Origin of the sequence: Sphingobacterium detergens (assembly GCF_003610355.1) — a bacterium.
Lineage (GTDB): Bacteria > Bacteroidota > Bacteroidia > Sphingobacteriales > Sphingobacteriaceae > Sphingobacterium > Sphingobacterium detergens.
Window position 1 is genome coordinate 1,598,238 of sequence record NZ_RAPY01000001.1, and the last position, 13,087, is coordinate 1,611,324.

Sequence of the window (13,087 nt, forward strand, 5' to 3'; positions counted from 1 at the left end):
TGACAAAAAAACTAGCTTCCAAAGCTGATATAATACAAGGGTGTATCGCCGGAGTGATTCCCGACACGATCAAGCCCTTCAAAGAATATGTGATCCCCCAGTTCCTTGCCTATCAATTGTTTCTCCATTTGATACAATAGCTCCAGTGCGGTAAAATTCTTCCCATTGGAAGCTTGGATTCGGGCACATATTTCTACTTGAAAATATCCATCATCTCCATTATCCTCATCAAAAGCTTCTTCTTCATCATCCATTAGTACCTCCATTGAATTCAAATCTTCCATTCCCTTGATCCAACACATATAACAAAGCTCTATTTCGGGCGCATCGACCACAATTTCATTGGCATCCCACTGCGCCCGATCGCCTAAAATATCACGCTGATACTCCGCAACATCGGCATCAAACTCCTGGGAGCTATGATACGACTTGGCCTGAAATGTCCAAGCAATAGCTGACAGCACACGGTCTTGGACTGGTTGGGTATTCCAATCAATATTATTCCAAGGACTGCCTATCTTTTCCCTTAAATAGCCAACATATCTTTTTAAATAAGATTTCCCAATTTTATTGTTCAGCCCAACATGATGTTCTCCTTCCAAAAATTTTTCGGAGAATGTATGCCAGTCTTTAAAGTGCAATGTTGCGTAGGAAGAAAGCTTTTTCAAAATGTCCAAAGCGGCTGATTTCGGCAGATACCCGACATCAGCTGCAGCAGTCGTGATATGACTACTGACAGTAATAGCAAGCGCATCCACGCCAGGTTTGCCGATATCCCAGCTTCCACTGTCGATCTGATCTTCCCGACCTTCCAGAGCGGTACCCCCTGTCTTAATTCCGAGCAAGTTAAAATATGCTGCTAATATTTGCAGGCAGCTTTCGGTATCTGCAATAGCGAAGTCTCTTTTCAATAGTTTCACCAGTTCATCGCGGTACTCCGCTTGTTTGGGATAAGTCCCGAACTGATATAGATGAACCGGGTAAGTCCCATCATCACCAGCACTACCAAATACGGTAAACCAATCGCCAAAGACGATAACGCGGAATGCCGCTCCCAATGCCGTACCAAATTGTTCTTCATAAGGAATATTGTTCAGCATATCCTTACTGTTAATTTGCTGGTTTTTGGCTTTATCCAATTCCGCTTCCTGTGCGAGTTCCTCTTTCGCTTCCCTTACACCCTCCTTTGCTGCACTCAATAATTCTTTGAAAAATTTAAACATAATTTTAAGATATTATTTTTAGCTAATGATTCCTATTTACATTTTATCACAACCCCAAAAGGCTCCACACATCGAGCTTAACTACTCATGATCACCTTTATGGGCTTAAGATTTCAATTTACTGCTGTAAATCTGAAAATAAATATTTACTTTTTATTCAGAAATCCATATTAGTCTGGAGCCCGACCATATTTGTGGCCGAAGACTCCATATTTGAAGGAAGATAACAGGAGTAATTTTCATCATTACGAGCGCTCCATTCATTAAAGCAATATCAGACATGACTGTATTCAAAGATCTAATTACACCTGCCGTTTTTAAGAAAACGCTTACATTCAAGCGGAATGAACTGATTAAAAGCAGCGGAACTGTAGACTCAAAAATATACTTCATAAAAAAAGGCAGCCTTAAAATTTCCATCTTCCAACAAGATGCCGAACAGATTATCCGGCTAGGTTATACTGGAGATCTTATCGTGGCCATGGACTCCTTCTTTGATGGTTGCCATTCAGATTTTGTTATTCAAGCCATCAAGAAAACTGAAGTATTGGTCGCGGAAAAAGAAGATTTTATGCATTTCGTCTACGAAAGTCCTGAGAACACTTCGCTTTACATCAACATATTAGAGGGATTGGTGAAGCAACAGCTTGACAGAGAACAGGATCTGCTGCAGGACTCCCCTAAAATCCGATATGAGCGTGTTTTTAAGAGAAACCCTCTCTTATTCCAAATTATTCCCAATAAACATATTGCCAACTATTTGAGGATGACACCTGAAACTTTTTCACGGATCAGTAAATCTTGAGTTCAATCAATTTTTTTACCCTTTTTTTTCGTGTATTTTATCAAAAAAACGAAAATGAAATATAAATCTTTAACATTACTTGATCAGCTCAGTACACAGACAAGGGAACATATAGCTTTTGTTGAATCGTTGAAAACATTGTCGTTAGATGATCTCAATAAGCGGCCCCATAAAGGCTCATGGAATACCTTAGAGTGTATCGCACATCTCAATCTTTATGGAAACTTCTATCTGCCTGAAATTTCGAGAAGAATGGCTGCTAGTCAATCGAATGCAGCAAGCTATTTCAACAGTGGCCTTTTAGGAAACTATTTCGCAAAAAGTATACTTCCAAAAGATCGGCCCAACAAAATGAAGACATTCCAGGAGATGGATCCTATATATAAGCAATTGGACAAAAAGGTGCTTGCTGTCTTTTTGGAACAGCAGGAGAACTTCCTTCAATTACTTGAGCAGGCAAAATCAAAAGATCTCGGCAAAATCCGAACAAATATTTCCATCAATAAATGGATAAAAATCCGTCTCGGAGATACCTTCCGTTTTCTGGTTAACCACAATATCAGACATATCGTACAGATAAAAAATATCCTTTCAAGCTGCTCCGTTATTGATCAGACCAGTCCGGTATTACCAGCTGTAAATCATCAATAATAGCATCAACTTATTTTATTAAGAAATAGAAATGCATGCCATAAAAGGTCTCAAAAGGCATATTTCTATTCCTTAGGAAGAGACGGTTAACGATACTTCAACTATGTAAATAATTTGAAAATATCCAGCATCGCTGCGAGTATATTTAGTAGCTGTTTCATGGAAAAAATAGCGCAATTATTGTGCCATTAGGATGATCTTGGTGGAAAGAGCTCGATTACTCTTTCCAATGGACGGCCGATAACCGCTTTACCGTCTTTAATAACGATAGGCCGTTCTATCAATATGGGATTTTGCAGCATCACCTCAACCCATTCCTCATCTGTCAATTGAAGGTGTTGAAATTTTTCGAGGAATAGAGCTTCATTCTTTCGAATAAGCGCTAGTGGTTTAAGTCCGAGTTGTGACAATATTTCAATGAGCTCAGCTTTACTGGGGACTTCTTCAAGATACTCTTGCACCTGCAGATCTACAGTATGCTCTTGCAAAAAATCCAACGCTGCGCAACTCTTGCTGCATTGTTTATTATGGTATATTTTAATCATAGTAGCTTGTTGTTGGTTTTCTTCTCAGAAAAAAGATGTTATTTGCGTAGTTTATCTATTACTTCTTTTCGGTGCAAATCCCCCCATTCAATGAGGTTCTCAATCAAAGGTTTTAGGCTCATACCATGTTCCGTGATTGTATATTCCATTTCAATCGAATAGGTTGATTTTTTATGTCGGCTGACAAGTAAATGTCCTTCCAGAACCTTAAGTTCTTTGGATAACATCCGGTCTGTAATCGGAGCGATATAATTCGCAAGATCTCTAAAACGCTTCGGCCCTGTTAACAAGGCGGCGATGATCTGCAGTTTCCATTTTCCCTGTAAACATTCCAAAGCATCCTGAATCTTCAGGAAAGTGCCTGGAGAATGAAAGGGGCAATAATGATCGTTATCTACTTTCTTAGCCATACTGGTACACTATACTCCGTGATAGTAGATATGTTGATCTACTGAATGATTCTCTAGCTTTACAATAATATAAAAAAAAGATAAATGGCAAACAATAAAATTGAAAGTGTACTAGTATTGGGTGGTAATGGAAAGAGTGGTCGTCGGGTAGTAGAAAAATTACGAGCCAAAGGAGTTGAAGTTCTTGTTACAACCAGGGAATTGGAAAAAGCGTCCAAGCATTCGCGGTATTTTATTTGGGAGAATGATCGTAATTGGGCTGAAGTATTACAAGGCGTGAATGCACTGTTTATTGTGCATCCGGATACATCTATGCCTGAAGCGTTACAACAAATCCGCGTGCTTTCCGAACATGCATACAAAGCTAATATTAAAAAGATTGTATTGTTATCAGGCCGAGGCCAAGACTCTGTGGTTGCGTGCGAGAATGTGATCCAACATTCTGGTCTTCGCTGGACTATTGTTCGTTCGGCCTGGTTCAATCAGAATTTTACCGAGGGACATTTCGCTCATGGTATAAAGGCAGGAGAAGTTGTTTTTATGGCAGGACAGGCCGGCGAGCCATTTGTTGATCTTGACGATCTTGCGGACGTCGTTGTTGCATCGTTATTAGAGCCTATCCACGATAGTCAAGTTTATGAAGTGACGGGTGATATACTCTACACTTTTCGAGATGCTGTAGCAATCATTTCCGAAAAAATCGGCAGCCCTATTACCTACCGTGAATTGGATAAACAAAGTTATTTGGAACTGTTACTGCAACACGGTCTCCCCCCAGCTGTTGCTCAGCATCTTGTATTCGCATTTTCGGAGATTCTCGATGGAAGAAATCAATCCTTAGGTGACGGGATTGACCGTGTGCTTAAAAGATCACCTAAATCTTTTGCCTCTTTTGTAGATGAAGCTTTTTAAAAGGATTAAAGCAGCTATTAATGGAGACTAGAAAATCGCTCTTATTTTCATTTTTTCCTTCGGGGGATGCAGGATTCTCCGATTGCAATTTGGTTTTCTCTTAAGGGATTTTGTTTTCCCCCGAAGGGGACGCAGCATTCTCCCAGGGGAATTTACTTCTCCCTTAAGGGATTTTGGTTTTCTCCGAAGGGGGCACAGCATTCTCCCAGGGGAATTTACTTCTCCCTTAAGGGATCTTGGTTTCCTCCGAAGGAGACACAGCATTCTCCCAAGGGAATTTACTTTTCCCTTAAGGGATTTTGGTTTTCTCCGAAGGGGACACAGCATTCTCACAGGGGAATTTACTTTTCCCTTAAGGGATTTTAGTTTTCTCCGAAGGGGACACAGCATTCTCACAGGGGAATTTACTTTTCCCTTAAGGGATTTTAGTTTTCTCCGAAGGGGACACAGCATTCTCACAGGGGAATTTACTTTTCCCTTAAGGGATCTTGGTTTCCCCCTAAATTCACCCGCGATAAACCAATGCTACAAATCATGCGATTAAAAGAAATAAAACCACTTTTTACAAAAAAACAACTTGTAATTCAATAAATCACAGGGGTAAAATTGTGCCAAAAAGTTTTTTGTACTTCCTAAATTTTGGCACAATTTTACCCCTTCTATATGCTGCGAATTGTTTATATGGGCGGGCTAGTCTCTTATTTATTTGAGAGACATGGAAGTTATCAGCAATTCCTCTGGGAAAATTGAACTGTAAATGACCGTGGTTTGTAAAACGAATTTTATAATTTAGTAGTATGAACTCAGCTGAAAGTGTAACAGATTTCTACAAAAGACAACCGGGCTTTGCGAACCTAGACTTACCGCTTAATAATACGGGCATTGGTCACTTCAATGTGTTTAGCCGAGAATCCTGTACGGTGGTCTCCCCTTATAACCGTCGTGATTTCTATAAAACTTCATTGATTATAGGTCGGGGCAAATTGTATTATGCTGATAAATGGATACAGATCGATCGACCGGCGATGTTATTTGCCAATCCGGTCGTACCTTACGCCTGGGAACCGGAGTCTACGGCACAATCTGGATGGTATTGTGTCTTTACGGAAGAATTTATTCAACATAGTGAACGCATAGAGAGTTTAAAGGATTCTCCCCTTTTTAAAATTGGGAGCAACCCAATTTATTTTCCAAACACAGAACAACTGGATGAAATCTCAACAATTTTCAAAAAAATGTTGTCTGAGATGAATTCAGATTATGCACATAAAGACGATGTCTTGCGCAGCTACCTGCATCTATTGATCCATGAGACAATGAAGTCAAGTCCTGCTCAGGAGTTTGGTGCATATACCAACGCATCTACCCGGGTATCGAGTCTATTTTTGGAACTACTGGAACGTCAATTCCCAGTAAACACATTGGATACTGGTTTGCAGCTGAAAAGCCCAGGGGATTATGCCCATGCCCTTTCGGTGCATATCAATCACCTGAACCGTTCTGTAAAAGAAACAACAGGTAAAACCACAAGCGCACATATCGCCAGCCGCATTGCGCAGGAAGCGCGGGCATTGCTACTGCATACCAATTGGAATATCGCCGATATCGCTTATAAATTAGGTTTTGAATACCCTTCTTATTTTACGAACTTTTTCAAAAAACATACTGGAATGTCACCAAACCAATTACGGATGACGACTGTTTGAATAATATAATTATCTGTTTGATTGTCTTAAGTAAGACACCGTATACCTTCACTACTTTTGTATTGAACAAAATATAACAGTTATGAAATATAGAAATCTCGGAACAACAAACGAACAGTTATCTGCTATTGGATTAGGTTGTATGGGAATGAGTTTTGCCTATGGACCTACAGACGAAAAAGAGAGTATTGCTACACTTGAAAGGGCATTGGACCTTGGCGTAAACTTCTGGGATACAGCGGACATGTACGGCAATGGTGCCAACGAAGAATTGATCTCAAAAGTTCTGGTTCCCAATCGTGATAAGGTATTTATTGCAACCAAATTTGGCTTTCGTTTCAAAGATGAACAGGCGGGACCAAGCGGCACCGCAAACACCTATTTTGACGGATCACCAGCCTGGATAAAAATTGCTGTAGAAAATAGTCTCAGAAGACTTCGCATCGATACCATAGATCTGTATTATGCACATCGGGTGGATCCGAATATCCCGATCGAAGATACTGTAGGCGCTATGGCGGAACTGGTCAAAGAAGGAAAAGTAAGATATCTTGGACTGAGTGAAGCATCGCCGGCTTCGATCATCAAAGCCAATGCGGTTCATCCCATTGCGGCACTGCAAAGTGAATATTCTCTGCTAACACGTGATGTAGAAAAAGAAATACTACAGACTGTACGTAATTTGGGTATCAGTTTAATCCCTTATTCACCACTTGCCAGAGGTTTATTTTCCAATACCTTAAATTTAGATAGTCTGGCAGCAGACGATTTCAGAAGGACACTTCCCCGCAATCAAGGAGAACATGCGGAAAATAACGCTCGTTTGATTGCTGAATTTGCGCTCTTAGCTCAAGATAAACAATGTTCGCCAATACAATTGGCGCTGGCTTGGGTGCTCGCTCAGGGGAATGACATCATTCCAATTCCAGGTACCAAAAAAAGAAAGTATCTAGAAGAAAATGCAGGTGCTATCGAAGTCCAATTGTCGGATTCGGATCTAAACACCATCGAAGAAATACTTCGGAAATACCCGAATGTGGGTGCTCGTTATAGCGATGGCGCAATGGCATTGGTCAACAATTAATACATACATTAATCCGCTCCCACAACTGAGACATAACTATACAGCTGAAAATGGGGTGCAGCATCTTTTTTGCGCATTATTTCGGTAACCTTGCTGTTGGATCAATAGACAACAGCAAGGTTTGTTTTTATTTAGAAACTAACAGTTAGCGCCATAACAGCTGTTGTGCTATTTTTTACCAAACTATTATTTCGATTTAGGAAGATTGCTTCTTTATTGGTCAGCTTACGTATTTCTGTCCGCCAAAGTACATTGGGGAGAATTGCATAATCAGCATTGAGCGAGTAGCCAAATGTTTGGAACCCATTTTTTGCCTCGGTAGAGATAATGACTCCCTTTTTATCCTGATAGTATTCACCTCGAGCAGTAAGGCTGAATTTATCGGATCCTGTATAACGTGCAATTAATACCGGGGTATACCAAACATTGTATTTGCTGCTCCCTTTTTCCTTTTGCTCTGCACCGATGTCAAAACCTACCGTGAATCCGACCTGTCTATTTAGCTGATAAATAGCATATAAGTTATGAAAATAGCGCATCTGTCTGACACTATCCGCTTTATCACTGCCGATAAAAGATCCACTATTGATCGTTAAATTATCGGTCGGCTTATATACAAGCTGATGTCCGAAGGCAGGCAAACTATTGCCATCGACACGCTGTATACGTTGCCAACCGTTTAATACAAGTCCGCTAAGAAATAATTTTCCAGATGCAGAGGTGTAAGATATTTTTGCGCCGGTTTCAAAATAGGGCGAATTATCGGCAAAAAGGCTCCTTGTCACTGTCCAATTGTCCTTTCCAATGGCACTTTCAAAACCCAAATGGGAAGAGAAAATACCGGCGTCGATCCATAAATTATGCTTCTTTGAGATGCGTACACCAGCATTGGCTTCATAGATATTCTTCAATACTCCTGGCTCCGCCGCATAGTTGGCATTCATGTAGGTACCCGTTGCCAAGGTTACATTGGCCCGCGTGTTTTCCGTATTATAGGTAGCTTTTAGCAAGGCCAGATTAATATTCACTTCATTGTTCCTGTTATGGCTGTAAACAAAACCCGGCCGTGTATTTCCAAGAGGGTTATTGAAATCCCGCATATAATAAGCTTCCACATATCCGTTGAATGAAAGCGGGTTATTTTTCGTTGTGTCTTCCTGTGCAAATATTGATGTTGTTGACCCAAGTACGAGGGAGGTCAACAGGGTTAATTTCTTCATTTATTTAATTTTTGATTGTCATTTATTCTATTCGTATAGCTACGCTTTGGCATTTATTTTCCCATCATTGTCATTTTGCTACCACCTAGATTCGTTTTATTCCGGCTGAGGACTGCAGCCCATTATATACTCGACATAATGGCTATTCCGGCTATATCCTGTCGCCAAAAGCTGATATCGCGATTGTATTTTCAAAATTTAACCGAGATACAGCTGATAGATCATGGTAAGGATCAAGATGATCATCACAACCTTCGCTATGCGATCCATAGACAATTTCCGGGGCGGCTGCTGCTCCTGATTTTCTTTTAAATCTTTCATGGCTAACGTTAACTTAAGTGTTGTTCTACTTTGTATTTTCTTAACTTTTCTCAAAGGAATCCATCAGATTTTAAAGAATAACTAAAAACAAAGTATTCCAGTTATTATCTGTACTGATGTTTTCACTTTGGTGTGGATTATTAAAGATTCGTGAACTATTATTTTCATTCTTGGAGATGTCATATCATCCGCGGTTGGTATATCAGCTTCAATGTGGGCGGGCTCTGTGCCGATTCTTTTATTTTTCTAATCATCTTCATTTTTATATACGTTGCCCCTATATGCCAAACAATATTCCACAGTTTTCACGAACAACGTAAAACACTAAAAGACAATAGATTTAAAAAGAAAAGACTAAAATCAAAATAGCTAGATCCTATCAGAATGACAGGGTTATTTTATCAAAATGAGAATTGAACCCTGAGATAAACTATCGAAAAATAAAAACAAAAAACATGAATAATCTGTAAATTAGGCAATCAAGAATAGGGAGCAAACTTAACCCGCAAACATTAGATGCAAGAAAATAAATACGACGATCCAAAATTTTTCGAAGAATATAGCAAAATGTATCGGTCACAGAAAGGCTTATTGGGAGCTGGCGAATGGCATGAATTTCAAAAGCTCTTACCCAACCTGAGGGACAATGCTGTGCTCGATTTAGGCTGTGGATATGGTTGGCATTGTCGATATGTGATTGAAAATGGCGCAAAATCTGTTATTGGCGTAGATCTATCCGAAAAAATGCTGGAGAAGGCCAACGAGATCAATAAACTGGAAGGAATCGAATACCAACGAAATGCAATTGAAGAGCTTACTTTCAGATCCGGACAATTTAATCTGGTGATCAGTTCTTTGGCATTTCATTACATAAAAGACTTTGATGCACTCTGTCGGAATATTTACAATTGGCTCCAACCTGGAGGCCAATTTTTATTCTCGATAGAGCATCCTGTTTTTACTGCCCAGGGTAACCAAGATTGGATCTACAACAAAGATGGAGACAAACTCTATTGGCCTGTAGACAACTATTTTCTCATGGGGGACAGAGAGACAACATTTTTGGGAAATACGGTTCTAAAGTACCATAGAACAATTACTTCTTATCTCAGTAGCATTCTACAAAGTGGATTTAAAATAAACGCTTGTGTTGAACCTGAACCCAGTACAGAAATGCTCGAAAATTTTCCAGCAATGGGCGATGAATTGAGAAGGCCTATGATGTTGATTATTTCCGCTGAAAAGTAGTTCGCTACATCGGCTTCCTCTGTAACAAATTTGCATAAGAGCCTGTATTTATAATGGAAAGCCAACATTAAAATTTATTTTAGTATATCAAGTCCCTAAAAACATTCATGTACAACAAACTTTAAACAATGATAAACTTAAACCTATTCAAAAAAATTGCAGTGGCTGCCTGTATCAGCTGTCTATTTTATTCGTGTAATAAGGAGGCGAGTGCTCCAAATACGTTGACTGAGGAAGAACAAAAAGAAGGCTGGCAGCTCCTATTTGACGGCACTACCCTGAACAATTGGCATACCTACAACAATGAGAAAAAAGCACCTACTGCCTGGTTGGTGCGGAATGGTACAATCTATTGCGATCCAAACAACGAAAGTCAAAAATATGATCTTGTGTCCAACACTGACTATAAGAACTATGAGTTCAAATTTGAATGGAAACTGGAAAAGGAAGGCAACAGTGGCGTTTTTGTCAATGTACAGGAACAGCCGGATATCAATGCGACTTATCACTCAGGCCCCGAATATCAATTGCTCGCAGATTCGCACCCTGACTTTGACAAACCATTGAAACGTGCTGGTTGTCTCTATACATTTTTACCACAACAAAATTTTGTCAGCACCAAAGCTAAAGATGATTGGAACCAATCAAGCATTGTACAAAAAGACGGTAAAATAACCTTCTATCTGAACGGTAAAGTCACAGCTGAAATGGATTTCAATTCGCAAAAATGGAAGGATCTGGTAAAACATAGTACTTTCAAAGATTTTCCGGAATTCGGTCAACATGTTAGCGGCAAGCTCGCTCTTCAAGATTGGTCAAGAGGTGTATCCTTTAGAAATCTAAAGATAAAACAACTATAATCCCCCAAACATATAGCTTCAAAAGTCCTTCGTTCGTACAAAAACGAAGGATTTTTTTAAGCCCAATTTTATCTATTCACCCCAACTACCTGATTATTTATTTCTGATCTGGACAGGTTAAATCACAAATAAAGTTCAACCAATTTTAGCACGATTTACAATCGCTCCTAATTTTAAAATTGCGTCTCGTTGTATCGAATACCCCGCAAAATTTCGCAACATGTACTGTCCGTAAACGAACAACTATGCCCGTCAACGGACATTTTTAAAAATCCACAACAAATCATATCTAACTCATAACAAGGTAACTATGAATTTGGTCAAATAATTGCCATCCTTCTTTCAATCAAAAGCCAATCGTATGTGTAAGTCTATTCTATCATTTGTTTTTATTTTCATTTTTAGCTGTAATCTACAAGCACAAAACTGCAATTGTGCTGAAAACCTTAAATGGGTCAAAAAAATTGTCGAAGAAAATGATGCTGGTTTTCAATATGCTTTAGATCAGAAAGGATTGGACGCTTACCAAGCACATAACACCAAAATAGAGCAGAAATTAGCAGGTGTTAAATCAAATTTAGACTGTACAAAACTCCTATCAGAATGGCTACAGTTTATCCGCAAAGGCCATTTATCTATCAACCGAATCGATGGAAAAGATGTTGATGTACTTGTCTCCAAAGACGATCATAGCGTCAAGATAGCTCACCCTACCATCCCTTTCTCCGAAGAAGAATTTAAGCTTTATCTCTCTGCAAAAAAAAGACAAGATTTAGAGGGAATATGGGACTCTCCCCCCTACAAAGTGGCTATCAAAAAATATCCTGAAGGATATAAAGGCATTATCGTCGGATCTACAGCGGATAATTGGATGGTTGGTGACCTAAAATTCACCCTAAATAATGAACTATCAGAAGGCACCTATTATCTTAGGGATAAATCTCCAGAAAAAATATCTTCCACTTCGGCTATCAGTAAAAATATGTTTCTATTGGGCAATTACTTCTATACAAGAAAATATCCGATAGTAGAAAACACTCCTTTGGAAGCTGATTTTGAAAGATCATATTCAACCGATAAACCCTATCTTCAAAAAATTAATGCAACTACAATCCTACTGCGTATACCAAGTTTTAATGGGAAACAAAAGCGTATAATTGATAGTTTAATCGCTGTACATAAACCACAGTTGGAAAAAACAGAAAACTTAATTATTGATATCCGAAATAACGGTGGTGGTAGTGATGGCAGTTATGCTGAAATTATTCCCTTCTTATATACAAACCCCATTCGTACCGTTGGTGTAACATTTTATTCCACAAAATTAAATAATAAGCGAATGTTGGACTTCTGTGAAAAGTATGAGGAATATGGTATTGATCCAAAAGACGTTCCTTTCTATAAAGCTGCATATGATAGTTTAAATAATCATTTGGGGGAATTTGTCAATCTTAGGCCAAACCGAACAATGATCAATATCGATTCCAGCTACACAACACTTCCCTATCCGAAACAAGTGGCCATCATCATCAATGGTGGAAATGGAAGCACGGCAGAACAGTTTCTACTGGAAGCTAAACAAAGTAAAAAGGTCAAGCTTTTCGGTACAACAACCGCTGGTGTACTTGACATCTCAAATATGTATTTTGTTGAATCCCCTTGCAAAGAATATAGGCTGGGCTATTCTCTTAGTAAAAGTTACAGGATCCCCAATATGGCGATAGATAACAAAGGTATACAACCTGATTATTATATAGACCAAAGTATACAAAACTATGAGTGGGTTGACTATGTAAGGAAGGTACTTGAGGATTCGAAATAAATATTAGTTTTAACAAATTATACAGTATTAAAACAATCCTGATATGGCATTAACCATATAAAATAAACTGACCTCTAAGTACATGAACACAAGCAAATCATTAATTAACATATTAATTTTCTTTGCAATTGCCTCTCCTGTAGCCGCACAGACAAAAATTGAAAGTGGCCAATCGATTTCCCCGGTAGAATCAGGATTAATGCCAGCGATACGATTTGACGAGTGAGCTGTTAGACAATAGCCTATTTACTATGTACAGTAACCTGATACCTGTTTTATC

General features: G+C 39.0%; 13 protein-coding genes. 8 read left to right on the plus strand and 5 right to left on the minus strand.

Annotation, left to right across the window (positions count from 1 at the left end; translation table 11 throughout):
• Positions 1-11: 11 nt before the first annotated feature.
• Complete coding sequence (locus DFQ12_RS06945) at positions 12-1,223, minus strand: DUF1266 domain-containing protein (protein WP_120258232.1); 1,212 nt, start codon at positions 1,221-1,223, stop codon at positions 12-14.
• A gap of 280 nt (positions 1,224-1,503) precedes the next feature.
• Between DFQ12_RS06945 and DFQ12_RS06950 the strand changes: the two genes are divergently transcribed.
• Together DFQ12_RS06950 and DFQ12_RS06955 are read left to right on the plus strand one after the other, a co-directional pair.
• Positions 1,504-2,028, plus strand: a complete 525-nt coding sequence (locus DFQ12_RS06950) for a Crp/Fnr family transcriptional regulator (protein WP_120258233.1) — start codon at positions 1,504-1,506, stop codon at positions 2,026-2,028.
• A 54-nt stretch (positions 2,029-2,082) separates the two neighbouring features.
• Positions 2,083-2,679, plus strand: coding sequence for a DinB family protein (locus DFQ12_RS06955; protein WP_120258234.1), 597 nt, complete (start codon positions 2,083-2,085; stop codon positions 2,677-2,679).
• A gap of 188 nt (positions 2,680-2,867) precedes the next feature.
• On the opposite strand, the gene arsC is transcribed toward DFQ12_RS06955, so the two are convergent.
• Together arsC and DFQ12_RS06965 are read right to left on the minus strand one after the other, a co-directional pair.
• Positions 2,868-3,224: an arsenate reductase (glutaredoxin) gene (gene arsC / locus DFQ12_RS06960; protein ID WP_120258235.1), complete on the minus strand. Its 357-nt coding sequence runs from the start codon at positions 3,222-3,224 to the stop codon at positions 2,868-2,870.
• Positions 3,225-3,262: 38 nt separating this feature from the next.
• The gene (locus tag DFQ12_RS06965) at positions 3,263-3,634 is read right to left on the minus strand and encodes a winged helix-turn-helix transcriptional regulator (RefSeq protein WP_120258236.1); all 372 of its coding nucleotides are present in this window, start codon (positions 3,632-3,634) and stop codon (positions 3,263-3,265) included.
• An 84-nt stretch (positions 3,635-3,718) separates the two neighbouring features.
• Between DFQ12_RS06965 and DFQ12_RS06970 the strand changes: the two genes are divergently transcribed.
• The 3 genes from DFQ12_RS06970 (at position 3,719) to DFQ12_RS06985 (ending at position 7,336) form a co-directional block, all read left to right on the plus strand.
• A complete protein-coding gene (locus tag DFQ12_RS06970; protein ID WP_120258237.1) occupies positions 3,719-4,546 on the plus strand; it encodes an NAD(P)H-binding protein in 828 nt (275 codons plus the stop codon).
• A gap of 797 nt (positions 4,547-5,343) precedes the next feature.
• Entirely contained in the window at positions 5,344-6,252 is a 909-nt protein-coding gene (locus DFQ12_RS06980; protein ID WP_077435089.1) for a helix-turn-helix domain-containing protein, read from the plus strand.
• 82 nt (positions 6,253-6,334) lie between these two features.
• Positions 6,335-7,336 (plus strand): aldo/keto reductase, encoded by a 1,002-nt coding sequence (locus DFQ12_RS06985; protein ID WP_120258239.1) that lies wholly within the window; start codon positions 6,335-6,337, stop codon positions 7,334-7,336.
• A gap of 131 nt (positions 7,337-7,467) precedes the next feature.
• Here DFQ12_RS06985 and DFQ12_RS06990 read toward each other — a convergent pair whose 3' ends face one another.
• Both DFQ12_RS06990 and DFQ12_RS28470 read right to left on the minus strand, forming a co-directional pair.
• A complete protein-coding gene (locus DFQ12_RS06990; protein ID WP_120258240.1) occupies positions 7,468-8,556 on the minus strand; it encodes a porin in 1,089 nt (362 codons plus the stop codon).
• Between the two features lie 198 nt (positions 8,557-8,754).
• Entirely contained in the window at positions 8,755-8,877 is a 123-nt protein-coding gene (locus DFQ12_RS28470; RefSeq protein ID WP_279634402.1) for a hypothetical protein, read from the minus strand.
• Positions 8,878-9,393: 516 nt separating this feature from the next.
• Between DFQ12_RS28470 and DFQ12_RS06995 the strand changes: the two genes are divergently transcribed.
• From DFQ12_RS06995 to DFQ12_RS07005, 3 genes are all read left to right on the plus strand, one after another.
• Positions 9,394-10,125: a class I SAM-dependent methyltransferase gene (locus DFQ12_RS06995; RefSeq protein WP_120258241.1), complete on the plus strand. Its 732-nt coding sequence runs from the start codon at positions 9,394-9,396 to the stop codon at positions 10,123-10,125.
• 128 nt (positions 10,126-10,253) lie between these two features.
• Positions 10,254-10,985, plus strand: a complete 732-nt coding sequence (locus DFQ12_RS07000) for a 3-keto-disaccharide hydrolase (protein ID WP_120258242.1) — start codon at positions 10,254-10,256, stop codon at positions 10,983-10,985.
• Positions 10,986-11,346: 361 nt separating this feature from the next.
• Complete coding sequence (locus DFQ12_RS07005; protein WP_120258243.1) at positions 11,347-12,807, plus strand: S41 family peptidase; 1,461 nt, start codon at positions 11,347-11,349, stop codon at positions 12,805-12,807.
• Positions 12,808-13,087 lie beyond the last annotated feature (280 nt).

Excerpts from the sequence above, each read along its gene's own strand:
- DFQ12_RS06945 (WP_120258232.1), bottom strand. The coding sequence starts at position 1,223 with ATGTTTAAATTTTTCAAAGAATTATTGAGTGCAGCAAAGGAGGGTGTA.
- DFQ12_RS06950 (WP_120258233.1), top strand. The coding sequence starts at position 1,504 with ATGACTGTATTCAAAGATCTAATTACACCTGCCGTTTTTAAGAAAACG.
- DFQ12_RS06955 (WP_120258234.1), top strand. The coding sequence starts at position 2,083 with ATGAAATATAAATCTTTAACATTACTTGATCAGCTCAGTACACAGACA.
- arsC (WP_120258235.1), bottom strand. The coding sequence starts at position 3,224 with ATGATTAAAATATACCATAATAAACAATGCAGCAAGAGTTGCGCAGCG.
- DFQ12_RS06965 (WP_120258236.1), bottom strand. The coding sequence starts at position 3,634 with ATGGCTAAGAAAGTAGATAACGATCATTATTGCCCCTTTCATTCTCCA.
- DFQ12_RS06970 (WP_120258237.1), top strand. The coding sequence starts at position 3,719 with ATGGCAAACAATAAAATTGAAAGTGTACTAGTATTGGGTGGTAATGGA.
- DFQ12_RS06980 (WP_077435089.1), top strand. The coding sequence starts at position 5,344 with ATGAACTCAGCTGAAAGTGTAACAGATTTCTACAAAAGACAACCGGGC.
- DFQ12_RS06985 (WP_120258239.1), top strand. The coding sequence starts at position 6,335 with ATGAAATATAGAAATCTCGGAACAACAAACGAACAGTTATCTGCTATT.
- DFQ12_RS06990 (WP_120258240.1), bottom strand. The coding sequence starts at position 8,556 with ATGAAGAAATTAACCCTGTTGACCTCCCTCGTACTTGGGTCAACAACA.
- DFQ12_RS28470 (WP_279634402.1), bottom strand. The coding sequence starts at position 8,877 with ATGAAAGATTTAAAAGAAAATCAGGAGCAGCAGCCGCCCCGGAAATTG.
- DFQ12_RS06995 (WP_120258241.1), top strand. The coding sequence starts at position 9,394 with ATGCAAGAAAATAAATACGACGATCCAAAATTTTTCGAAGAATATAGC.
- DFQ12_RS07000 (WP_120258242.1), top strand. The coding sequence starts at position 10,254 with ATGATAAACTTAAACCTATTCAAAAAAATTGCAGTGGCTGCCTGTATC.
- DFQ12_RS07005 (WP_120258243.1), top strand. The coding sequence starts at position 11,347 with ATGTGTAAGTCTATTCTATCATTTGTTTTTATTTTCATTTTTAGCTGT.